The organism is Paraburkholderia sp. GV068, assembly GCF_003058125.1.
Classification (GTDB): Bacteria; Pseudomonadota; Gammaproteobacteria; order Burkholderiales; family Burkholderiaceae; genus Paraburkholderia; species Paraburkholderia graminis.
Window position 1 is genome coordinate 529,096 of the sequence record NZ_QBUB01000001.1, and the last position, 21,977, is coordinate 551,072.

The 21,977-nt window shown below is 64.5% G+C and carries 22 protein-coding genes; 15 read left to right on the forward strand and 7 right to left on the reverse strand.

What is annotated here, in order from left to right; translation table 11 throughout:
* Nucleotides 1-32: 32 nt before the first annotated feature.
* On the reverse strand, nucleotides 33-845 hold the full coding sequence (locus tag C8K18_RS02390) for an IclR family transcriptional regulator (RefSeq protein ID WP_006051261.1): 813 nt from the start codon (nucleotides 843-845) through the stop codon (nucleotides 33-35).
* Between the two features lie 179 nt (nucleotides 846-1,024).
* On the opposite strand from C8K18_RS02390, the gene C8K18_RS02395 reads away from it, so the two are divergent.
* Together C8K18_RS02395 and C8K18_RS02400 are read left to right on the forward strand one after the other, a co-directional pair.
* Complete coding sequence (locus C8K18_RS02395) at nucleotides 1,025-1,747, forward strand: (Fe-S)-binding protein (protein WP_006051262.1); 723 nt, start codon at nucleotides 1,025-1,027, stop codon at nucleotides 1,745-1,747.
* Nucleotides 1,748-1,765: 18 nt separating this feature from the next.
* Nucleotides 1,766-3,181, forward strand: a complete 1,416-nt coding sequence (locus C8K18_RS02400; protein WP_006051263.1) for a lactate utilization protein B — start codon at nucleotides 1,766-1,768, stop codon at nucleotides 3,179-3,181.
* A gap of 206 nt (nucleotides 3,182-3,387) precedes the next feature.
* On the opposite strand, the gene C8K18_RS02405 is transcribed toward C8K18_RS02400, so the two are convergent.
* Complete coding sequence (locus tag C8K18_RS02405; protein WP_044021733.1) at nucleotides 3,388-3,912, reverse strand: hypothetical protein; 525 nt, start codon at nucleotides 3,910-3,912, stop codon at nucleotides 3,388-3,390.
* A gap of 269 nt (nucleotides 3,913-4,181) precedes the next feature.
* Between C8K18_RS02405 and C8K18_RS02410 the strand changes: the two genes are divergently transcribed.
* The 10 genes from C8K18_RS02410 (at nucleotide 4,182) to iscX (ending at nucleotide 11,394) form a co-directional block, all read left to right on the forward strand.
* Nucleotides 4,182-4,421 carry a hypothetical protein gene (locus C8K18_RS02410; RefSeq protein WP_107706552.1) on the forward strand — a complete coding sequence of 80 codons (240 nt, stop codon included), beginning with the start codon at nucleotides 4,182-4,184 and terminating at the stop codon, nucleotides 4,419-4,421.
* A 165-nt stretch (nucleotides 4,422-4,586) separates the two neighbouring features.
* Nucleotides 4,587-5,084, forward strand: a complete 498-nt coding sequence (locus C8K18_RS02415) for a low molecular weight protein-tyrosine-phosphatase (protein WP_107706553.1) — start codon at nucleotides 4,587-4,589, stop codon at nucleotides 5,082-5,084.
* Between the two features lie 131 nt (nucleotides 5,085-5,215).
* Nucleotides 5,216-5,746: a Fe-S cluster assembly transcriptional regulator IscR gene (iscR, locus tag C8K18_RS02420; protein ID WP_006051269.1), complete on the forward strand. Its 531-nt coding sequence runs from the start codon at nucleotides 5,216-5,218 to the stop codon at nucleotides 5,744-5,746.
* A gap of 72 nt (nucleotides 5,747-5,818) precedes the next feature.
* The gene (locus C8K18_RS02425; RefSeq protein ID WP_006051270.1) at nucleotides 5,819-7,042 is read left to right on the forward strand and encodes an IscS subfamily cysteine desulfurase; all 1,224 of its coding nucleotides are present in this window, start codon (nucleotides 5,819-5,821) and stop codon (nucleotides 7,040-7,042) included.
* A gap of 94 nt (nucleotides 7,043-7,136) precedes the next feature.
* On the forward strand, nucleotides 7,137-7,553 hold the full coding sequence (gene iscU / locus C8K18_RS02430) for a Fe-S cluster assembly scaffold IscU (protein ID WP_006051271.1): 417 nt from the start codon (nucleotides 7,137-7,139) through the stop codon (nucleotides 7,551-7,553).
* Nucleotides 7,554-7,697: 144 nt separating this feature from the next.
* The gene (gene iscA / locus C8K18_RS02435) at nucleotides 7,698-8,021 is read left to right on the forward strand and encodes an iron-sulfur cluster assembly protein IscA (protein WP_029967490.1); all 324 of its coding nucleotides are present in this window, start codon (nucleotides 7,698-7,700) and stop codon (nucleotides 8,019-8,021) included.
* A gap of 140 nt (nucleotides 8,022-8,161) precedes the next feature.
* The gene (gene hscB / locus C8K18_RS02440) at nucleotides 8,162-8,689 is read left to right on the forward strand and encodes a Fe-S protein assembly co-chaperone HscB (RefSeq protein ID WP_029967488.1); all 528 of its coding nucleotides are present in this window, start codon (nucleotides 8,162-8,164) and stop codon (nucleotides 8,687-8,689) included.
* Nucleotides 8,690-8,812: 123 nt separating this feature from the next.
* Complete coding sequence (gene hscA, locus C8K18_RS02445; RefSeq protein ID WP_006051274.1) at nucleotides 8,813-10,684, forward strand: Fe-S protein assembly chaperone HscA; 1,872 nt, start codon at nucleotides 8,813-8,815, stop codon at nucleotides 10,682-10,684.
* 155 nt (nucleotides 10,685-10,839) lie between these two features.
* Complete coding sequence (fdx, locus tag C8K18_RS02450; RefSeq protein ID WP_006051275.1) at nucleotides 10,840-11,181, forward strand: ISC system 2Fe-2S type ferredoxin; 342 nt, start codon at nucleotides 10,840-10,842, stop codon at nucleotides 11,179-11,181.
* A gap of 15 nt (nucleotides 11,182-11,196) precedes the next feature.
* Nucleotides 11,197-11,394: a Fe-S cluster assembly protein IscX gene (gene iscX, locus C8K18_RS02455; RefSeq protein ID WP_006051276.1), complete on the forward strand. Its 198-nt coding sequence runs from the start codon at nucleotides 11,197-11,199 to the stop codon at nucleotides 11,392-11,394.
* A 131-nt stretch (nucleotides 11,395-11,525) separates the two neighbouring features.
* Here iscX and C8K18_RS34005 read toward each other — a convergent pair whose 3' ends face one another.
* The 5 genes from C8K18_RS34005 to C8K18_RS02480 form a co-directional block, all read right to left on the reverse strand.
* On the reverse strand, nucleotides 11,526-12,284 hold the full coding sequence (locus C8K18_RS34005) for a glycine zipper 2TM domain-containing protein (protein WP_107706554.1): 759 nt from the start codon (nucleotides 12,282-12,284) through the stop codon (nucleotides 11,526-11,528).
* 234 nt (nucleotides 12,285-12,518) lie between these two features.
* A complete protein-coding gene (gene lysS, locus C8K18_RS02465) occupies nucleotides 12,519-14,045 on the reverse strand; it encodes a lysine--tRNA ligase (protein ID WP_107706555.1) in 1,527 nt (508 codons plus the stop codon).
* A gap of 117 nt (nucleotides 14,046-14,162) precedes the next feature.
* A protein-coding gene (gene prfB, locus C8K18_RS02470; protein ID WP_107706556.1) for a peptide chain release factor 2 occupies nucleotides 14,163-15,267 on the reverse strand; the annotation gives its coding sequence in 2 pieces (ribosomal slippage) (nucleotides 14,163-15,185 and nucleotides 15,187-15,267; 1,104 coding nt in all).
* A gap of 185 nt (nucleotides 15,268-15,452) precedes the next feature.
* Nucleotides 15,453-17,159 carry a single-stranded-DNA-specific exonuclease RecJ gene (recJ, locus tag C8K18_RS02475; RefSeq protein ID WP_107706557.1) on the reverse strand — a complete coding sequence of 569 codons (1,707 nt, stop codon included), beginning with the start codon at nucleotides 17,157-17,159 and terminating at the stop codon, nucleotides 15,453-15,455.
* Nucleotides 17,160-17,220: 61 nt separating this feature from the next.
* A complete protein-coding gene (locus C8K18_RS02480) occupies nucleotides 17,221-18,408 on the reverse strand; it encodes a regulator (RefSeq protein WP_107706558.1) in 1,188 nt (395 codons plus the stop codon).
* A gap of 619 nt (nucleotides 18,409-19,027) precedes the next feature.
* Between C8K18_RS02480 and C8K18_RS02490 the strand changes: the two genes are divergently transcribed.
* From C8K18_RS02490 to C8K18_RS02500, 3 genes are all read left to right on the forward strand, one after another.
* Nucleotides 19,028-20,281: a lipoprotein-releasing ABC transporter permease subunit gene (locus C8K18_RS02490; protein ID WP_006051283.1), complete on the forward strand. Its 1,254-nt coding sequence runs from the start codon at nucleotides 19,028-19,030 to the stop codon at nucleotides 20,279-20,281.
* Nucleotides 20,274-21,017 carry a lipoprotein-releasing ABC transporter ATP-binding protein LolD gene (lolD, locus tag C8K18_RS02495; protein WP_029967476.1) on the forward strand — a complete coding sequence of 248 codons (744 nt, stop codon included), beginning with the start codon at nucleotides 20,274-20,276 and terminating at the stop codon, nucleotides 21,015-21,017. The genes C8K18_RS02490 and lolD overlap by 8 nt, the downstream gene beginning before the upstream one ends.
* A 142-nt stretch (nucleotides 21,018-21,159) precedes the next feature.
* On the forward strand, nucleotides 21,160-21,948 hold the full coding sequence (locus C8K18_RS02500; protein ID WP_107706561.1) for a TatD family hydrolase: 789 nt from the start codon (nucleotides 21,160-21,162) through the stop codon (nucleotides 21,946-21,948).
* Nucleotides 21,949-21,977 lie beyond the last annotated feature (29 nt).

A 21,977-nucleotide genomic window follows, 5' to 3' on the forward strand; every position in this document is an offset into this window, starting at 1 on the left:
ATTCGTCGATTCGTCGATTCGCAACTTAGGGCCTATGCATGCGAGCCCGGATGATGCCCATGATCCTGCGAAGCCTGCGGCCGATACCCCAGCGCCTCGGAAATCACAAGCGCCGTCTGGCTGAGCTGACCTAGCCAGGAATCCTGCAGGCGGTCGGCCGGCGCCGAAAGCGACAGACCCGCGACGAGTTTGCCCGTGTCGTCGTAGATGCCCGCGGCGATGCAGCGCACGCCGAGCTCCAGTTCTTCGTTGTCGCGCGCGCACGCTTGCTGGCGCACATGCGACAGTTCGCGCTCGAGCTTGGCTAAGTCGGTGATGCTGTTTTGCGTGTGGCCCGACAGGCCCGTGCGGGTCGCGTAGGCGCGCACGCGCGTCGATTCGTCGGCGGCGAGGAAGAGTTTGCCGACCGACGTCAGATGCAGCGGCGCGCGTCCGCCGATGGCGCGCACGACCTGCATGCCCGAACGCTCGGAATAAGCGCGCTCGATGTACACGATCTCGTCGCCCTGACGCACCGACAGGTTCACGGTCTGGCCCGTCTGCCGATGCAGCTCGCGCATCGGCGTGAGCGCCGCGTCGCGCACGGACAGCCGCGCCTTCACGAGATTGCCGAGTTCGAGCAAGCGCATGCCGAGCCGGTACGTGCCGGGATCGGACCGGTCGACGAGCCGGCACATCACCATGTCGTTCAGGATGCGGTGCGCGGTGGACGGATGCAGTTCCGTGCGGATGGCGAGTTCTTTCAGGCTGACCGGGTCGCTATGCGCGGCGAGTGCGTCGAGCAGGCGCATCATGCGTTCGATCACCTGGATCGAAGTTTTGGGATCCGGGTTCGTGTCGCTCATAAGAAGAATCGGTTGACGCGTCAAACAGCGGAAACTGATTGTATCTCGTATCGTGAAAAAAGCGAACGCACTTGGAAGCGGCCTTCGAATTCGGCGAGGCGTTCGTCCTATGCCTTCCGGGCGTTGGTATTGTGCGCCAAACAGCGGATAATCAGGGACGTTTTCCTGGAGGATGGCTCATGCGAGTCGGATTGTTCGTCACCTGCCTGATCGACCTGATGCGGCCCGAAATCGGTTTTTCGGTGATCAAGCTGCTCGAAGGCGCCGGTTTTGAAGTGGTGGTGCCGCCGGCGCAAACGTGCTGTGGCCAGCCCGCGTACAACTCGGGCGAGCGGCGCATCGCCCGCGACCTCGCCGAGAAAACCTTGCGCGAATTCGAGCAGTTCGACTACGTGGTGGTGCCGTCAGGCTCGTGCGGCGGCATGATCCGCGCGCATTACGGCGACCTGTTCGCCGACGACCCCGAACTGATGAATCGCTTCGGCCGCCTGCGCGCCAGGGTGTTCGAGCTGACCGACTTCCTCGTCAACGTCGCGAAAGTGCGGTTGCAGCCAGGCGAATTCGCCGGACAGGTCACCTATCACGATTCGTGTTCCGGTCTGCGCGAACTCGGCGTCAAGGCGCAGCCGCGCGAACTGCTCGCCCAGGTGGGCGTCGCGGTGACCGAAATGAAGGGCTGCGAGCACTGCTGCGGCTTCGGCGGCACGTTTGCGGTGAAGTACGGCGACATCTCCACGGCGATCGTCGACGAAAAATGCGCGAATATCCGCGACAGCGGCGCGGGCGCGGTGGTGCTCGGCGACCTCGGCTGCATGCTCAATATCGAAGGGCGCCTGAGGCGCACCGGCGATACCGCGACGCGCGTGCTGCACATCGCGCAGGTACTGGCCGGCGACGTGTAACGGGGTAAGGGGACCGCCATGCAAATCCAATCGATGCAATTCAAGGCGCGCGCCGGTCAGAAGCTTGCGGACCAGCGGCTGCAGCAGAACCTGACCAAACTGTCCACCAAGTTCGTCTCCGCGCGCGCCGCGGCGCTGACCGCGATCGACTTTCCCGCCACGCGGGACGCACTGAAGGAGCGCCGCAACCGGGCGCTCGAAAATCTGGACGTGTGGCTCGAGACGTTCGAACGCGAGGCGGCCCGGCGTGGCGTCACGGTGCTCTTTGCCGAGACCACGCAGGAGGCCGCGCGGCTCGTCGGCGAAATTGCACGCCGGCACGATGTGAAGAAGGTGATCAAGACCAAGTCGATGGTCACCGAGGAAATGCGCCTGAACGAAGTGCTCGGACAGATGGGCGTGCAATCCATCGAGACCGATCTCGGCGAATACATTCTGCAGATCAACGACAACGAGCCGCCTAGCCACATCATCGCGCCCGTCGTCCACAAGGATAAGGACGAGATCGCCGACCTGTTCGCCAAAACGCACGGCCGGCCGCGGCTCACCGAAATTCCGGATATGACGCTGGAAGCCCGACAGGTGCTTCGCCCGCACTTCATGAGCGCGGACATGGGTGTGACCGGCGGCAACTTCGTGATCGCGGAAACCGGCTCCGTGGTGCTCGTCACCAATGAGGGCAACGAAGGCATGTGTACGGTGATGCCGCGCGTGCATGTCGCCGTCACCGGCATCGAAAAGGTGCTGCCCACGCTCGAAGACCTCGCGACGGCCATGCGCTTGCTGCCGCGCTCGGCGACGGGCCAGACTACGTCCAACTATTTCTCGGTGCTGACCGGGCCGCGAGGCGAGGGCGATCAGGACGGGCCCGAGCATATGTATGTGGTGCTCGTCGACGGCGGGCGCACGGGGCTGATCGGCGGCGATTTTCAGGAGATGCTCCGCTGCATTCGTTGCGGCGCGTGCATGAATCATTGCCCGGTGTATCAGAAAGTCGGCGGCCATGCCTACGGCTGGGTGTATCCCGGCCCGATGGGTTCTGTGCTGACGCCGAGCTACGTCGGCCTCGATAAGGCGCTCGATCTGCCGCAAGCAGCCACGCTGTGCGGCGAGTGCAATAGCGTATGTCCGGTCGGCATTCCGTTGTCCGATCTGCTGCGCAAACTGCGCGAGAAGCAGGTTGAACGGCGCCTGCGTCCGTGGAAGGAGCGCGCGGGTCTCGCAGTGTGGGGTTTTCTGGCGATGCATCCGGACGCTTACGCGCTCGTCACGAAACTCGCTGTGCGCGTGCTCGAACGCATGGGCGGGCGCAATCGGTCGATTGCGAAGCTGCCTTTGGGCGGCGCCGGCTGGACGAATACGCGGGATATGCCCGCGCCGGTTGGACGCACGTTCCGGGAGTTGTACGCCGCGCAACGCAGTCATATCGGCTGAAGAAGGTTGGGGCGGCGCTCTGCCGTCGCGCGAGTGCTACTGCTACTGCTAGTGAGTTGTGCAACGTGCCGGTAGAAGTTTTCGCGAGAGCCAACCGCTGTTGCGACGGCGCCGGTGCCATACGCCAAGGCTGGCCCGCGTGGCAAGTCGCTTGAGACGCCGTGGCGTGCCCGCGGCGTCCCGTTCACCGCCGCTAAAGCGCTGCTCTAATGCGTCGTCATGCCCCGAGCCGGATTGCCTCTCAACACGGGTGCGCCGGCATCGCCGCGACCGCCCGCCTGCGGTGCTGGCGCCGGCGCGGGCGGCGGCGGGGGCGGCGGCGCGACGCCGGGCCGCGGCGCATTCGAGCCGCTCGGACCGCGCGGACCCGCGACCGCTCCTTGCGGAGGCGGTCCGCCGTTGGGCTGGCCGCGAGGTCCACCGTTGGGTTGGCCATGCGGCCCACCGTTTCCGCCCCGATTGCCGTGGTCTCCGTCGTAGTACGGCCGCCCTCGGTATCCGCCGTATCCTGGACCGTAATAGCGCCCCGGACCGCCGTAATAGCCCGGACCGTAATAATTGCTGTAGCCCATGTAGACGTTCGTCTGCGGGACGGGCGCGCCGTACGCGTCGTAGTAGCCGTCGTAGGTGCTGTAGCCGTTGCTGTACATCGGCGTGCCGTCCGGATAGACGGCGCAGCCGCCGAGCAGGGCGGCGACGGCGACAGCGGCAAAGGGTGCGAAGCGTTTCATTTCAAGCCCGAGACAGTAGGTTTCGTAGTAATGAGACCGCAATTATGCGCATCCGTGGCGGTAGCTTTGTATGCTTTTGTAAGGACTTATTTTTCGTGCCAGGCGTGAGCCGATCGCGCCTGATCGTGTCCGCATCCAATCACTGTTCCATTTCCGACAACGCTGTATCGCGCCTGAGCCGGTTTTTCCCGATTGGCTATTCCTATAGGATTCGTCATGGGCATAGTAAGCGATGAGCTTAGCTACCCCTCCTCTGGAAGAACGACATCATGAAAAAGACAATAGCGGTGTACTGGCCTCTCGCACTGGTCGTCGGATTAGCGGCCGTGGCGTATCTGCACATTTGCGGCGATCTGTCCGCGCGCGGCTCGCAGGCGCCGCTGGCGGCAGACCAATTGACCGCCGAACTGGCGCGGGCGGCGTCCTACGGCATGATCGACGACGCGTCGTCCGCGCCGGTCAAGCCGTTGCGCACCGTGACCGCGCTGCCTCTGGCGCAGGCGTCCTGAACTTGAACCTGAGCCCGCGAGCGGCCGAAGCAATGCCGGGCGGCGTCCGCGGCGCGATTTCGTGCGCCTTTGTATAATCGCGGCACCGCGCGGCGGGCGTCGCGTCGCGGCGTATTTGCCGCCATTCGCACCTCACCGCGCCGAAAAGCGCAAAAGAAGCCTCCGATGAAAACTGTGTCCATCTGCTTTGTCTGCCTCGGGAACATCTGTCGTTCGCCGACCGCGGAAGCCGTGATGCGCCGTCTCGTCGACGAGGCGAAGCTCGGTGGGCGTATTCTGATCGACTCCGCCGGCACGGGAGACTGGCACATCGGCCAGCCGCCGGACGAGCGCGCGCAGCAGGCCGCGCGCGGCCGCGGCTACGATCTCGCGGCACTGCGTGGGCGGCAGATAGCGGACATCGACTTCGACCGCTTCGACCTGCTGATCGCAATGGACGACAAGAACGTCGCCGCGCTGCGCCAGGTGTGTCCGCCGGACCAGCAGGACAAGATTCGCCTGCTGATGGAATTCGTGCCCGAAAGCGACGCTCGCTGGAGCGGCTCGCGCGAAGTCGTCGATCCGTATTTCGGCGGCGCGGAAGGTTTCGAGCAGGTGCTGGATCAATGCGAGGCGGCTTGCCGCGGGCTCATCGCCGCATTGCGCCCCCAATTGATCGACTAGGTCGCGGCGTCGCTGGGAAAAAACGCGCGAGCAATTAAGTAATGACCCACATCCCAGGAGGGATACTTGACTAAATCGGTCATGTATTTATACTTGACAAAACTTGTCGAGAATAGCGGTTCCCCATACATATGAGACTCACCACGAAAGGCCGTTTCGCCGTCACGGCGATGATCGACCTGGCATTGCGCCAGGAGCAGGGCCCGGTGACGCTTGCAGGTATCAGCCAGCGCCAGCATATCTCCCTGTCGTACCTCGAGCAGCTGTTTGGCAAGCTGCGTCGTCATGAAATCGTCGAGTCCGTGCGCGGGCCGGGCGGCGGCTACAATCTCGCGCGCCGCGCCGAAGACGTGACGGTGGCCGACATCATCATCGCGGTGGACGAGCCGCTCGACGCCACCCAATGCGGCGGCAAGGGCTCGTGCGAGGGCACCAAGCAGCACGACGGCCATTGCATGACGCATGAGCTGTGGTCCACGCTGAACCAGAAAATGGTCGAGTACCTGGATTCGGTCTCGCTGAAAGATCTGGTCGACCAGCAACGTTCGCGCGAAGGCGCGCCGGCCGTTCTGCGCGACAGGCGCAGTGAGGCGCCGGCGGTCGAGCCGGTTCGCGTGGCGCCCAAAGGTCCTAATTCCGTTTTCAACATGGCCGGTTCGTAAGACGCGGCGCGGCATACCGCAGCGCGATCACGAATTCAGAAGCCAGAGCACACGACGTCCCCGGAGCGATACATGAACAACGAGATTCCCCACCTGCCCATTTACATGGACTACAGCGCCACGACCCCGGTCGATCCGCGCGTGGTGGACAAGATGATTCCGTATCTGCGCGAGCAGTTCGGCAACCCCGCGTCGCGTAGCCATTCGTATGGCTGGACGGCTGAGCGCGCGGTCGAAGAAGCGCGCGAAAACGTCGCCGCGCTCGTCAATGCCGATCCGCGCGAAATCATCTGGACCTCGGGCGCAACCGAGTCGGACAACCTCGCGATCAAGGGCGCCGCGCACTTCTACAAGAGCAAGGGCAAGCACATCATCACGGTGAAGACCGAGCACAAGGCCGTGCTGGACACCTGCCGCGAGCTGGAGCGTGAAGGCTTCGAAGTCACGTATCTGGATGTGCAGGACGACGGTCTGATCGACCTCGAGAAGTTCAAGGCCGCGCTTCGCCCGGACACGATTCTCGTGTCGGTGATGTCGGTGAACAACGAGATCGGCGTGATTCAGGACATCGAGGCAATCGGCGAAATCACCCGTGAAAAAGGCATTATTTTTCACGTTGACGCGGCGCAAGCCACCGGCAAGATCGATATCGATTTGCAAAAGCTGAAGGTCGACCTCATGTCCTTCTCGGCGCACAAGACGTATGGTCCGAAGGGCATCGGCGCGCTGTACGTGCGCCGCAAGCCGCGCGTGCGTATCGAGGCGCAGATGCACGGCGGCGGTCACGAGCGCGGCATGCGTTCGGGCACGCTGGCTACGCATCAGATCGTCGGCATGGGCGAGGCGTTCCGCATCGCGCGCGAGGAAATGGCAACGGAAAACGAGCGCATTCGCATGCTGCGCGACCGGTTGCTGCGTGGGCTGTCGGAGATCGACGAAGTCTATGTGAACGGCGACATGGAAAAGCGTGTGCCGCACAACCTGAACATCAGCTTTAATTTCGTCGAAGGCGAATCGCTGATCATGGCGGTGAAAGACGTGGCGGTGTCGTCGGGTTCGGCGTGCACGTCGGCTTCGCTGGAACCGTCGTACGTGTTGCGCGCGCTTGGCCGTAACGACGAACTCGCGCACAGCTCGATCCGCTTCACGGTGGGCCGCTTCACGACCGAGCAGGACGTGGACTACGTGATCAATCTGCTGAAGACGAAAATTGCGAAGCTGCGCGATCTGTCGCCGCTGTGGGAGATGCACCAGGACGGCATTGATATTTCGACGATTCAGTGGGCAGCGCACTGACGCGCCGGCTAGTCGAAACGATCGCGCAATTTACCGCGCAGTTCACCGCGCAATTTACGAACACGCAGATTGAAACGAATCAAGGAGTGTAATCATGGCTTATAGCGACAAGGTTCTGGACCACTACGAAAACCCGCGCAACGTCGGCTCGTTCTCGAAGGACGACGACGCGGTCGGCACCGGCATGGTCGGCGCACCCGCATGCGGCGACGTGATGAAGCTGCAGATCCGCGTGGGCGCGGACGGCATCATCGAAGACGCGAAGTTCAAGACGTACGGCTGCGGTTCGGCGATCGCGTCGAGCTCGCTCGTCACCGAGTGGGTGAAGGGCAAGACGCTCGATCAGGCTATGTCGATCAAGAACACGCAGATCGCCGAAGAACTCGCGTTGCCGCCGGTGAAAATCCACTGCTCGATTCTCGCGGAAGACGCGATCAAGGCAGCGGTCGCCGACTACAAGCAACGTCACGGCGAAGCAGCAGTAGTGGAAGGCGACCAGCAGCACGCCTGAAGCCACGAGTTCGAAAGCGATCGGGCGAGTTGAAGCGAACGGCGGAAGCGAACGGCGCGGTGGGTTGGCGCCGTCACGCATGAGCGATATTTGATGCAGGCAGGGCAGCGGGGCGTCGGCACGCACCGCGCAATGAGAAACGCTATGGCAATTACGTTGACCGAAAAGGCAGCACAGCACGTGCAGAAGTATCTGATCCGTCGTGGTAAAGGCGTGGGCCTGCGTCTGGGCGTGCGCACCACCGGCTGCTCCGGCTTGGCCTACAAGCTGGAGTATGTGGACGAACTCGCGCCCGAAGACGAGGTATTCGAATGCAACGGCGTGAAGATCATTGTCGACCCGAAGAGCCTCGCTTATATCGACGGAACCGAGCTCGATTTCGCGCGCGAAGGCCTGAATGAAGGCTTCAAGTTCAACAATCCGAACGTGAAGGACGAGTGCGGTTGCGGCGAGTCGTTCCGCGTATAACCGGAACTTCCGCGTGGAGCGGACCAAAGGCGGCGCGGGCCGCCTTTTTAGTTTGCTTCGCAAGATCGCACAATCGCACGATCGCACCGCGGGACTGCGCTTTGCATGCGCTCCTTTGAATGAACGGAAACTTCTATCCGATGGCCTCGCTGAACGATAGCCACTTCGACCTCTTTGGTCTTCCGGCGCAATTCGCGCTCGATCCCGCCGCGCTCGATCACGCGTATCGCACGGTGCAGGCGCAAGTGCATCCGGACCGCTTCGCGGCGGCCGGCGACGCGCAAAAGCGCATCGCGATGCAATGGGCGACGCGCGCGAACGAGGCGTATCAGACGCTGCGCGATCCGCTTAAGCGCGCGACGTATCTGTTGCATCTGCGCGGCATCGACATCGGCGCGCACGACAACACGGCGATGGAGCCGGCGTTTCTTATGCAGCAGATGGAATGGCGCGAAGCGATCGAAGACGCCGCCGCGGCGAAGAACGTCGACGCGCTCGATGCGTTGCTCGGCGAATTGCGCGACGAAGAGCGCGTGCGTTTCGACAAGCTCGGCGCATTGCTCGACAGCGGCGCGGACCAGGCGGCGGGCGAGGCGGTGCGGCAGTTGATGTTCATCGAACGGGTGGCGTCGGAAACCGGCTCGCAGATCGAGCGGCTCGAGAGCTAGCCTCGTTCAGCGCATCGCATACCGGCGCATCGCGTCGCATCGCATCGGCGCTGACGCGGCTTTGGCACTACATCCAGCAACGCAAAATTCAGGACGGGGCTTCGCGGCTCCGAGAAGATCCAGATGGCCTTACTGCAAATCTCCGAACCCGGCATGGCACCGGCGCCCCATCAGCGGCGTCTGGCGGTCGGTATCGATCTCGGCACGACCAATTCTCTCGTCGCCGCCGTGCGCAGCGGTGTGCCCGACGTGCTGCCTGACGAAGATGGCCACGTGTTGCTGCCCTCTGTCGTGCGCTACCTGGAAAAGGGCGGCCGGCGTATCGGCCGCGCGGCCAAGGCCGAGGCGGCGACCGATCCGCGCAACACGATCGTCTCCGTCAAGCGCTTCATGGGCCGCGGCAAGGCGGAAGTCGAGGGCGCCGAAAACGCACCGTACGACTTCATCGACGCGCCCGGCATGGTGCAGATCCGCACCGTCGACGGCGTGAAGAGTCCGGTCGAAGTGTCGGCGGAAATTCTCGCGACGCTGCGCCAGCGTGCGGAAGACACGCTCGGCGACGAACTCGTCGGCGCGGTCATCACGGTGCCGGCCTATTTCGACGAGGCGCAGCGCCAGGCCACGAAAGACGCCGCGCGCCTCGCCGGCCTGAACGTGCTGCGCCTGCTGAACGAACCGACGGCGGCCGCAATCGCCTACGGCCTCGACAACGGCTCCGAAGGCCTGTACGCGGTCTACGACCTCGGCGGCGGCACCTTCGACCTGTCGATTCTGAAGCTCACGAAAGGCGTGTTCGAAGTGCTGGCGGCGGGCGGCGACTCCGCGCTCGGCGGCGACGATTTCGACCACGCGCTCTATCGCCATGTGCTGCAGCAGGCCGGCATCGCGCCGCAGTCGCTCGCGCCGGAAGACGTGCGGCTGCTGCTCGACAGCGTGCGCACGACCAAGGAGGCGTTGTCGGACGCGCCTGAGGCAACCCTCGCCGCGACGCTTTCGAACGGCACCAGGATCGATCTGACGATCGCCGAGGCTACTTTCGAGGCCATCACACAGTCGCTCGTGCAACGCACGCTCGGCCCGACCAAGAAAGCGCTGCGTGACGCAAAAGTCGCGACGAAGGACATCAAGGGCGTCGTGCTGGTGGGCGGCGCGACCCGCATGCCGGTGATTCGCCGCGCGGTCGAAGCGTTCTTCGGCCAGCCGCCGCTGACCAATCTCAACCCTGACCAGGTCGTCGCGCTCGGCGCGGCGATCCAGGCCGATCTGCTCGCGGGCAACCGGGGCGCGGACGGCGACGACTGGCTGCTGCTCGACGTGATTCCGCTGTCGCTCGGCGTCGAGACGATGGGCGGGCTGACCGAGAAGATCATCCCGCGCAATTCGACCATTCCGGTCGCGCGCGCGCAGGATTTCACGACCTTCAAGGACGGCCAGACCGCGATGGCGATCCACGTCGTGCAAGGCGAGCGCGAACTCGTCAGCGACTGCCGCTCGCTCGCGCGTTTCGAGCTGCGCGGCATTCCGCCGATGGCGGCGGGCGCCGCGCGCATCCGCGTGACGTATCAGGTGGATGCGGACGGCCTCTTGTCCGTGTTCGCGCGCGAGCTGGGCTCGGGCGTGGAGGCGTCGGTGGTCGTGAAGCCGTCGTACGGTCTCGCCGACGACGACATCGCGCGCATGCTGGAGGACAGCTTCTCGACCGCCGAAGTCGACATGCGCGCCCGCGCACTGCGCGAGGCGCAAGTCGAGGCGCGGCGTCTGATCGAAGCGACCGGCGCGGCGCTCGCCGCCGACGCCGAACTGCTCGACGACAGCGAACGCGCGGAACTCGACGCGCTGCTGAACGGCTTGCGCGACGTGGCGCAGAGCGACGACGTCGACGCAATCGAAGCGGCGACGAAAAAGCTCGCCGAAGGCACCGACGAATTCGCCGCCCGCCGCATGAACAAAGGCATTCGCCGCGCGCTCGCCGGCCGCAAGCTCGACGAGATCTGACGCTTGCCGCGCTCACGTGGCCAGCCGCGGTTCGCCGCTGCAAACCCATGAGCGCGATGGACTTAAAGACACGCGGACTTAAAAACTCCGCGCGTCGCCAGTAAAATGGTGCGAAGCCTGTTTGAGGCCGCGCCTCAGACCCAAACGGAAAATGTATGCCTCAAATCGTTGTGCTGCCTCACGTCGAACTGTGCCCGGAAGGCGCGGTGATCGAAGCCGTGCCCGGCAAGAGCATTTGCGACAACCTGCTCGATAACGGCATAGAAATCGAGCATGCCTGCGAGAAGTCGTGCGCGTGCACGACCTGTCACGTGATCGTGCGTGAGGGTTTCGCCGCCTTGACGCCGTCCGAGGAAGACGAGGACGATCTGTTGGACAAGGCGTGGGGGCTCGAGCCGGCTTCGCGTCTGTCGTGCCAGGCGATCGTGCCGGCCGAGCAGGACCTGGTCGTTGAAATCCCGCGTTACTCGATCAATCACGCGAAGGAAAACCACTAACAGGAGGACGCAGCCATGAAGTGGACCGATACGCAAGACATCGCGATGGCCCTGACCGACAAGCATCAGAACGTCGATCCGCAGCAGGTGCGCTTCACCGACCTGCATCGCTGGGTCACGGAGCTGGAAGGATTCGACGACGACCCCAACCGGTCGAACGAAAAAATTCTCGAGGCGATTCAGGCTGCATGGATTGAAGACGCGGATTACTGAGGTTGCGAAGCGGTTTCGGCGGATGCCGAGGCTGCAAGGAAAAAGGCGATTCCATCATTGGAATCGCCTTTTTTATGCCCGCTGACTTCGTGTGCGTGTGAGGTTTAAGCGCCGCGGCGTTTTGTCCGCGTTTAGTCCGCGACGAGCGTGCCGTTTTGCACGCGAACGCGCTGACCTTGCTGGAAGGGCGGCGCTTCGTGATACGTGAAGTAGCGCGTCTTGCCGTTTTCCATCCGTACCCGCACGGAATACGACGTCGTGCTGCGGATATGTTTTTCGACCGAGTTGCCGGCGAGCCCGCCGCCGAGCGCGCCGAGCAGCGTCATCGCGGTGCGGCCGTTGCCGCTGCCGAACTGGTTGCCGACCACGCCGCCGGCCACTGCGCCGCCGACTGCGCCGATGCCGGTGCCGTGTCCTTCCTGACGCGCCGCGGAGATCGCGACCACCGTGCCGCACGTCGAGCAATGCGCCTGCTGTACAGGCTGCTGTGGCTGAGCGTATTGAGGCGCGGGCTCGGCCTGTGGTTGCGGCGCGGGTTGCTGTTGGGCGTATTGCTGCTGCACGGGTGCGGGTGCGCGTTGCGGCTCGGCGGGCTGTGCGGCGGCTGTCTGCGCTGGCTGCTGCGCAGCCAGATTCGCCGGCGCCGCCGAATCGACCACAGGTTGCTGTTGCTGCGCGCTTTGCGGCACAACCTGCGCCGCTTGCGTCTGATTCGTCGGTTCGCCGTTGCTCGACGCCTTCGGGAACATGCCGGTGACGGCCGCCGTGGCGACGAGGCTCGCGATGATCACCGCGCCCGCGGCAGTCGCGACGAGCGGATGAAGCCGCCGCTGAGTCGGCGGCGTCGGCGGGGTAGCTTGTGTGGCGGGTTGCGTGTTGGGCTTGTCCATCTTGACCTCCGTCTTCGGCAGAGTGACTTCTAGTGAGACCCAGTCTCGCGGAATTCGATCCCCGAGGCGTTTCGAATTGTAACGATTTGCCGGAAAGCCGTCGTGCGACGGCTGTGGGCAGCGGGGCTTTTACCTATCGTTACAAACGGCGCCCAATGCGGCGCGTGCAAAAGAAAACGCCCGACATCGAGCCGGGCGTTTCCACAAACCAACCGCAAGCAAAAACCGCAGTCTTCAGTCCTCGCGACGCAGATGCGGGAACAGAATCACGTCGCGGATGCTCGGGCTGTCGGTCAGCATCATCACCAGACGGTCGATGCCGATGCCGCAGCCGCCCGCCGGCGGCATGCCGTATTCGAGCGCGCGGATATAGTCCGCGTCGTAGAACATGGCTTCTTCGTCGCCGGCGTCTTTCTGGTCGACCTGCTTCCTGAAGCGCGCGGCCTGGTCTTCCGGATCGTTCAGCTCCGAGAAGCCATTGGCGATCTCGCGGCCGGTAATGAAGAGCTCGAAGCGCTCCGTAATGCCCTCGACCTTGTCCGACGCGCGCGCGAGCGGCGACACTTCGAGCGGATAGTCGATGATGTACGTCGGCTCCCACAACTGCGACTCGGCGGTTTCCTCGAAGAGCGCGAGTTGCAGCGAACCCACGCCCGCGTTCAGGAACTGCGGCTGCGACGCATCCACGCCGAACTTCTTCAACTCGGTGCGCAAAAACGCGCTGTCGGCGAGCTGCTCGTTCGTGTATTGCGGCGCGTATTTCTGGATGGCCTGCGTGATCGTCAAACGGTGGAACGGCTTCGCCAGATCCAGCTCGCGCCCCTGGTACGTGATGGTGGCTGTACCCAATGCGTCGATGGCGGCCTGGCGGATCAACTGCTCGGTGAAATCCATCACCCACTTGTAGTCGGTGTAGGCCGCGTAGAACTCGATCATCGTGAATTCCGGATTGTGGCGCACGGAGACGCCCTCGTTACGGAAATTCCGGTTGACCTCGAACACGCGCTCGAAGCCGCCGACCACGAGACGCTTCAGATACAGCTCGGGTGCGATGCGCAGGAACATCTGCATGTCGAGCGCGTTGTGATGCGTGGTGAACGGCTTGGCCGCCGCGCCGCCGGGAATGGGGTGCAGCATCGGCGTTTCGACTTCCATGAAGCCGGCATCCGCCATGAATTTACGGATCGACGAAATCGCCTTGGTTCGCGCGGCGAATGTCTTGCGCGTTTCCGGCGTGACGATCAGATCGACATAGCGTTGCCGATACTTCATTTCCTGGTCCGACAGGCCATGAAACTTGTCGGGCAGCGGACGCAGCGACTTCGACAGCAAACGCAGTTCGGTACAGCGCACCGACAGCTCGCCCTTGTTGGTGCGGAACAGGACGCCGCGCGCCGCGACGATGTCGCCCATGTCCCACTTCTTGAAGGCGTCGTACGTTTCCTGGCCGACGTCGGCCGGCGTGATGAAGAACTGGATCTGACCCGAGCCGTCGCGCACGGTCGCAAAGCTCGCCTTGCCCATCACGCGCTTGAGCATCATGCGGCCGGCGATCGCGACTTCGAGCGGATTCGCTTCGAGCGCTTCCTTGTCGGTGTGCTCGAATTGCGCCTGCAGATCTTCGGCGTGATGCGTGGGACGGAAATCGTTCGGATAGGCGACGCCTTGCTCGCGCAATTCGCGCAGCTTTTCGCGGCGCTCCGCGATGATCTTGTTGTCGTCCACCTCGGGCACGAGGTTCGGTTGGATCGGTTCGTTCATGATGGTCTTGGTGTTCGTGGTCCGCGTGGGTCGAGCCGCTTGCGAACAGCCAGTCGGTGAAAAACCTCAGGCAATAAAAAGAGGCGGCGCGGCTGTGCGTGCCGCGCCGGTTGTCGCTTAGACGCCTTGCTTCAGGCTTGCGCTGATAAACGGATCGAGATCGCCGTCGAGCACGCTCTTCGTATTGCTGATTTCGACGTTGGTGCGCAGATCCTTGATGCGGCTGTTGTCCAGCACATACGAGCGGATCTGATGACCCCAGCCCACATCGGTCTTGCCGGCTTCGAGCTTGTCCTGCTCGGCCTGACGCTTGCGGATTTCCGCTTCGTACAGGCGCGATTTCAGCATGGCCATGGCTTCGGCGCGGTTGCGGTGCTGCGAGCGGTCGTTCTGGCATTGCACGACGATGCCCGACGGCATGTGCGTGATACGCACCGCGGAATCGGTCTTGTTGATGTGCTGACCGCCCGCGCCGGACGCGCGGTACGTGTCGATCCGCAGATCGGCCGGGTTGATGTCCACTTCGATCGAATCGTCGACTTCCGGATACACGAACACCGACGAGAACGATGTATGACGCCCGCCCGAAGAATCGAACGGCGATTTACGCACGAGGCGGTGCACGCCCGTTTCGGTGCGCAAAAAGCCGTACGCGTATTCGCCTTCGATCTTGATGGTGGCGTTCTTGATGCCCGCGACGTCGCCGTCGGTCTGCTCGAGCACTTCCGTCTTGAAGCCCTTGCGTTCGCAATAACGCAGGTACTGGCGCAGCAGCATGGCGGCCCAGTCGCACGCCTCGGTGCCGCCCGCGCCGGCCTGGATGTCCAGGAACGCGTTGTTCGGGTCGGCGGGGTTCGCGAACATGCGGCGAAATTCCATGTCGGCCACGCGCTGCTCGAGCGCTTGCGCGTCCGCTTCGCAGGCGACGAGCGTTTCGTCGTCGCCTTCTTCACGCGCCATCTCGAACAGGTCTTGCGCGTCGCGCAAGTCGTTGTGCAGCGACGTGAGTTTGCCGACCGTGTCGTCGAGCAGCTTCTTTTCCCGGCCGAGCGCCTGGGCGTGTTTCGAGTCGTTCCAGACGTCCGGGTCTTCGAGTTCCCGGTTGACTTCGATCAGACGACGAGATTTGTCGTCGTAGTCAAAGATACCCCCGTAGGTCGGCCGCGCGCGTGCGCAGGTCCGCCAGAGAGGCTTCGATCGCGTTGAGACGTTCCGCTTCCATGTCGATCTTTGTGGCTTCGTAAAAAGGGGAAATTATAGCCGATCGGCGTGCCGCGCCGGAGGCCTCGTGGCGATCCGGCGCGTGTTTGCGGTTGATTTTGCGGAGATTTTCGACGCGGTGCGCGCTGTGTGAGAGTTGGGCGCGAGTTGGGCGTGCACTGCCGCGGCAGTTCGTTGACGAGCGTGCTAGCTCACCGCATGCTCGACGATCAACTGCACGCGCGACACGCCGTTCCACGTATCGCTCGCGAGCCGGTACGCGACCGTGGTGCGCGCGGGCAGCGTGTCCGTGTGGTTGAACCAGATCGCGTTGAAGCGCTGGCGGCCGCGCATCAGTTGCAGCTTGAGGTGCTTGTCCTTCACGAGCGCCTGTGAGGCAACGTCGAATTCGCCCGAGAACACCGGCGCCGGAAAGCCCTGGCCCCACACGGCGGCGTCGAGCATGTCGACGAATTGCGGCGTGAAATACGCGTCCTCGAGTTCGCCGTCGGTTTCGACGGTGCGCGACAGCGCGTCGTCGCTCAGCCATTCGCGGCCGACCGCTTCGAACGCGGCCGTGAAGCGCGGCACGTCGGCGGTCGCGAGCGTGAGGCCCGCGGCCATCGCGTGGCCGCCGAACTTGACGATCATGCCGGGTTCGCGCTTCGATATCAGATCGAGTGCATCGCGCAGATGAAAGCCCGCGATAGAACGCCCCGAGCCTTTGACGAGCTGGCCGCTGTCGTCGGCAAGCGCGAACGTGAACGCGGGCCGGTGAAACTTCTCCTTCAGCCGTCCCGCGACGATGCCGATCACGCCCTGATGCCACGCCGGATTGAACAGCGTGATGGTGGTCGCGCCGTCGGGGTCGATCGACGAGAGGTCGTCGAGCGCCTGCTGCTGCATGCCGGCTTCGATCTCGCGGCGCTCGCGGTTCATCGTGTCGAGCTGCTGCGCGAGTTCCCATGCGCGGCCGATGTCGTCGGTTGTCAGGCATTCGATCCCGAGCGACATGTCGGACAGCCGTCCGGCCGCGTTCAGGCGCGGACCGAGCGCGAAGCCGAGGTCGAAGCCCGACGCGTTGCGCGCGTCGCGAGCGGCCGCGCGAAAGAGGGCGGCGATGCCCGGCTGCATCTTGCCTTTGCGGATGCGCTGCAAACCTTGCGCGACGAGCACGCGGTTATTGCCGTCGAGCTTCACGACATCGGCGACGGTGCCGAGCGCGACCAGATCGAGCAGGCCGTCCAGACGCGGCTCGGGAAAGTCGTCGCCGAACGCGCCGCGCCGGCGCAATTCCGCGCGCAACGCGAGCAGCACATAGAACATCACGCCGACGCCCGCAATGCACTTGCTCGGGAACTCGCAGCCCGGCTGATTCGGATTGACGATGGCGCGCGCGGCCGGCAACTGGTCGCCGGGCAGATGGTGATCGGTGACGAGCACGTCGATGCCGAGCGCGTTCGCCGCTTCCACGCCGTCCACGCTCGCGATGCCGTTATCGACGGTGATCAGCAGTTCCGGCTTGCCCGACGCGCTTTGCGCGGCCAGCGCGACGATCTCCGGCGTCAGGCCGTAGCCGTATTCGAAGCGGTTCGGCACGAGGTAATCGATCTTGCCGCCGAACATGCGCAGCCCGCGCACCGCGACTGCGCAGGCGGTGGCGCCGTCGCAATCGTAATCGGCGACGACCAGCATGCGGCGCTTCTGCTGGATGGCGTCGGCGAGCAGCGCGGCGGCCTCGTCGCAACCCTTGAGCGCGGCGGGCGGCACGAGGCGCGCGAGGCCGGTTTCGAGCTCGTCGGGCAGGCGCACGCCGCGCGCCGCATAGAGGCGCGCGAGCACCGGATGCAGGCCGTGGCGCACGAGGATTTCGGCGTCGACGGGAGAACAGGCGCGCGTAACGATTCGGGTCATTGTGAAGGGGCGTCGGTTGGTGCGTCGATAGGGGCGTGGGTACGTTAGATCGTGCGGTCGATCATTCGATGAACAGCGATGCGAGCACGCGCCGCCGCCAGAACTTGCGCAGATCGCCGCGTGTGATGCTGAGCGTCACCGAGCCAGTGTCGCCGCATAGCGTCAGGCCGAGTTGCGCGAGCGCGCCCGATTCGAGCGCTGCGAGCGCCGGTTCGATCCAGTCGCCCTGCAACGACGCGAAGGCCGCGTTCCAGCGGGCCCAGTCCTGTTCGATGTAAGGCGCCGAGAACGGATCGAGCTCGACGAGCGTCGCGTTGTTGTCGCTGCCGGCGTCTTTAGCCAACGGCGACGACGCCGACGACGCCAGCGCCGCGAACGACGCCGGCGGTGCCGCGACCGGCGCGCCGGCCGTCATCGCGAGGCCGCGCGTGGCGGCGGCGTCGGAGAAAACTTGCGTGAACGGGCTTTGCACAGGACGCGCCGCGCCTTGCGCATGAAACCAGATGGAGTTGACGGCGGGCAGGCCGCGCGCTTCACGCGCCTCGTTGACGGGATGCTCGAACCAGGCCATCTGCACTTCGTTCTGCAGCTTCATCCACGCGCGCGAGCGCTCGCCGGAATGCGCTTCGTGCGGCAACCAGATTTCGATGTTGCGGCCGCTCGCGCGCAGCGGCGACGCGCCGGCGAGCGTGCCGAAGCCGTCGCCGGACAGATACCAGCGCGTGGGATTCGGCGCCTCGATTCGCACGCCGAGTTCTTCGATGAGCGGCCGCGCCACCGCGAGCAGCGCGCTGGCTTCTTCGTCCGAGAGTTCGAGCGACGCCGGATCGATCAGCACCAGATGGTCATGCGCGATGCGCACGTGCACCGGCTGCACGCAGGCCCAGGTGGCGTCGCCGGGATCGCCGCCGTCGGCGCGCAGCATGTACGGGGCGAGCGGAGCTTCGTCGGCGGCCGGGCTTGCATTGGTGGCGTCGGCGGGGCGGGTCGTGCTGGTCGCGTCGGTCGCGCTCGTCGCGCTCGTCGCGCCGGTCGATAAAGCGCCGAACTGGCGAGCGATCCACCGTTCATGCGGCAGCGTGCGCTGGAAATCCTCGCCGATCACGCGTTCCACGAGCGTCGCGCGCGCGATCAGCCGGTCGAGGGCGGGGCTGCGGATGTCGTGGAGAGCAGTGGCGGCATCGGCTGCGGCAGGCAGCGCGAAAGGAAGCAGAAGATGGAGGCGGTTGGCGTGCATGATGCTGCGCATTGTAGGGCAAAGCGTGCGGCGATTTCGATTGGCGCGGCGGATGGCGGGCGTGGGCGTTGGCGTCGCGGAGGGCGTGAAGCGGCTGGCGGACGGCGGGAGCATTTGCGCTGGGGCGGGCGTAGAGCGGCTGGCGGACAGCGGGAGCATTTGCGCCGCGGCGGGCTCGTGAGGGATCGCCGCAGGGCGCTTTGCGGCGAAGGCGGTGAACGCGCAAGACGGCGCACCGCGGGAACGCGTCAACTCCGGCAACGCGTCCACGCAGCGACACGTCAACTGCGGCAACCGGTCAACCGCGCCCACGCGTCAACCGCGCGGACCTCACCGAACCGTCGCTCGTCACCCGTCCCTTTACGCGGCGGCGCGGCATTGTATGGCAAACTTCGCGCTTGATTGACGGTGGCGGCATCGGCGATACGGGGTGGAGTCTGGCGCGGAGTTGCGCAGCCAGACCAGACTGGAACCATCCGCATTGCCGCGACACCAATGATCAGGACACTCGGGCCACGCAACCATGCGCAACCGCGGGCAATCGCAAGCAACCGCAGCAGCGCGGCAGCGGCTGCCCCGGCGGCAGGAGTGGCCGAAGAACGGTGGCCGAAGAACGCAGAAAAGGACTCGCTTGAAATTTCCCTATGAATGGCAGATCGGCTGGCGCTACACGCGCGCCGGCAAACGCACGACCGGCAACGGTTTTATCTCCTTTATCGCGCTCGTGTCGATGTCGGGCATCGCGCTCGGCGTGGCCGCGCTGATCGTCGTGCTGTCCGTGATGAACGGCTTCCAGAAAGAAGTGCGCGACCGGATGCTGTCGGTGCTCGCGCACGTCGAAATTTTCTCGCCGACCGGGTCGATGCCCAACTGGCAACTGACCGCTCAGGAAGCGCGCCAGAACAAGGAAGTGATCGGCGCCGCGCCCTATGTCGAAGCGCAGGCGCTGCTCACACGCCAGGACGCGGTGAGCGGCGTCGCGCTGCGCGGCATCGAACCGGCGCTCGAGCCGCAGGTCTCGGACATCGGCAAGGAAATGAAAGGCGGCAAGCTGACGGACCTCGTGCCGGGCGAATTCGGCATCGTGCTGGGCGCGGATCTCGCGACCAACCTGGGCGTCGCCGTCAACGACAAGATCACGCTCGTCGCGCCCGAAGGCACCATCACGCCGGCCGGCATGCTGCCGCGCCTGAAGCAGTTCACGGTGGTGGGCATCTTCGAGTCCGGGCATTACGAGTACGACAGCACGCTCGCGCTCATCAACATCAAGGACGCGCAGGCGCTGTTCCGGCTGCCCGCGCCGACCGGCGTGCGGCTGCGCCTCGCCGACATGCAGCGGGCGCCCGAAGTCGCGCATCAACTCGCGCGCAGTCTCTCCGGCGACCTGTATATCCGCGACTGGACCCAGCAGAACAAGACCTGGTTCTCGGCGGTGCAGATCGAAAAACGCATGATGTTCATCATCCTTACGCTGATCATCGCGGTGGCGGCGTTCAATCTGGTGTCGTCGCTGGTGATGACGGTGACCAACAAGCAGGCCGACATCGCAATCTTGCGCACGCTCGGCGCGCAGCCGCGTTCGATCATGAAGATTTTTGTCGTGCAGGGCGTCACGATCGGCTTTATCGGCACGGCGACCGGCGTTGCGCTCGGTTGCCTGATCGCGTGGAGCATCCCGTGGCTCGTGCCGATGATCGAGCATGCGTTCGGCGTGCAGTTCCTGCCGCCGTCGGTGTATTTCATCAGCGAGTTGCCGTCCGAACTGATTCCCGCCGACGTCGCGCGCATCGGCATCATTGCATTCCTGATGTCGGCCGTGGCCACGCTTTACCCGAGCTGGCGCGGCGCCAAAGTCCGTCCCGCGGAGGCGCTGCGTTATGAATGACCGTTCCGCAACTTTACCCATGACCGCTCAGGAAACGACGCCGCATCCCTACGTGCTGGAAGCGACCGGCATTTCCAAGTCGTTCGTGCAGGGCGGTCTGAATGTCCAGGTGCTGAACAACACGCAGTTGAGCGTGCGGCGCGGCGAGAAACTCGCGATCGTCGGCGCGTCGGGTTCGGGCAAAAGCACGCTGCTGCATGTGCTCGGCGGTCTCGACGATCCGAGCGCGGGCCACGTCTCGGTGATGGGCAAGCCGTTCACGAAACTCTCCGAGCGCGAGCGCAACGACCTGCGCAATCGCGCGCTCGGCTTCGTGTATCAGTTTCATCATTTGCTGCCGGAATTTTCGGCGCTCGACAACGTCGCGATGCCGCTGCGAATTCGCCGCATGACAACCGAAGCGTCGCGCCGCGAGGCGCTCGCGGTGCTGGAGCGCGTCGGCATGGCGCATCGCGCGAAACATCGGCCGGGCGAACTGTCGGGCGGCGAGCGTCAGCGCGTGGCGATCGCGCGGGCGCTGGTCACGAAACCGGCGTGCGTTCTCGCCGATGAACCGACGGGCAACCTCGACGGCGGCACCGCGGATACGGTGTTCAACCTGATGCTGGAACTGTCGCGAACGCTCGAAACGAGCTTCGTGATCGTCACGCACGATCCGGAACTCGCGGGCCGGTGCGACCGTATCATGCGGCTGCGCGACGGCGTTCTGTACGAAGAGCCGCCCGTGCCGGTGTGACGGCGAGGCGGGGCGGAGTAGGGGCGTGGCGGACGGGTTTGCCAGGTTCGCTTAGTTCCAGTCAGCGCCGCGTTCCGTTTAAAGCGTTCTGTTGCTCTGCGGCTCATTTGCTCACTCAATTCCTCAGCTAGCGAGGCAAGTCATGTGGATCGATACGCACTGCCATCTCGACGCTTCCGAATTCGACGCCGATCGCGAGCACGTCGCGACGGCGGCGCGAGGCGCGGGCGTCGGGCGTATCGTGATTCCCGCAATCGGCCGGCAGAACTTCGCGACCGTGCGCGAACTGGCGCATCGCTTCGAAGGCGGCGCGTACGCGCTCGGGATTCATCCGCTCTTCACGCCCTCCGCGCAGGACGGCGACCTCGAACTGCTGCGCGCGGAAATCGAGGCGAGTCTCGACGATCCGCGCTTTGTCGGCATCGGCGAAATCGGTCTGGACTATTTCGTCGACGGCCTCGACGACGCCCGGCAGCAATTCTTCTACAACGGCCAGCTTGAGATCGCGCGGGAATTCGATCTGCCGGTGATCTGCCATGTGCGCAAATCGCAGGACCAGGTGATCAAGGGACTGCGCCGGCACCAGATTCATCGCGGCATCGCGCATGCGTTCAACGGCAGCTTCCAGCAGGCGCAGGCCTACATCGATCAGGGGATGCATCTCGGCTTCGGCGGCAATCTGACGTTCGAGCGCGCGCGGCAGATTCGGCGCCTCGCCGAACAGTTGCCGTTCGACGCGCTCGTGGTCGAGACCGACGCGCCCGACATTCCACCCTCCTGGATCTACAAACAGCGCAACTCGCCCGAGCAGATTCCAGCCATCGGCGCGGGGCTCGCGCAATTGCGCGGCATGGCCGTCGACGAGACCGCCCTAGGCACAACGGCTAACGCGCTCGCCGCGCTGCCGCGGCTCGCACTTTCCTCTGCATAATCGAAGCCATTGATTTTTAGTGGTTCGTG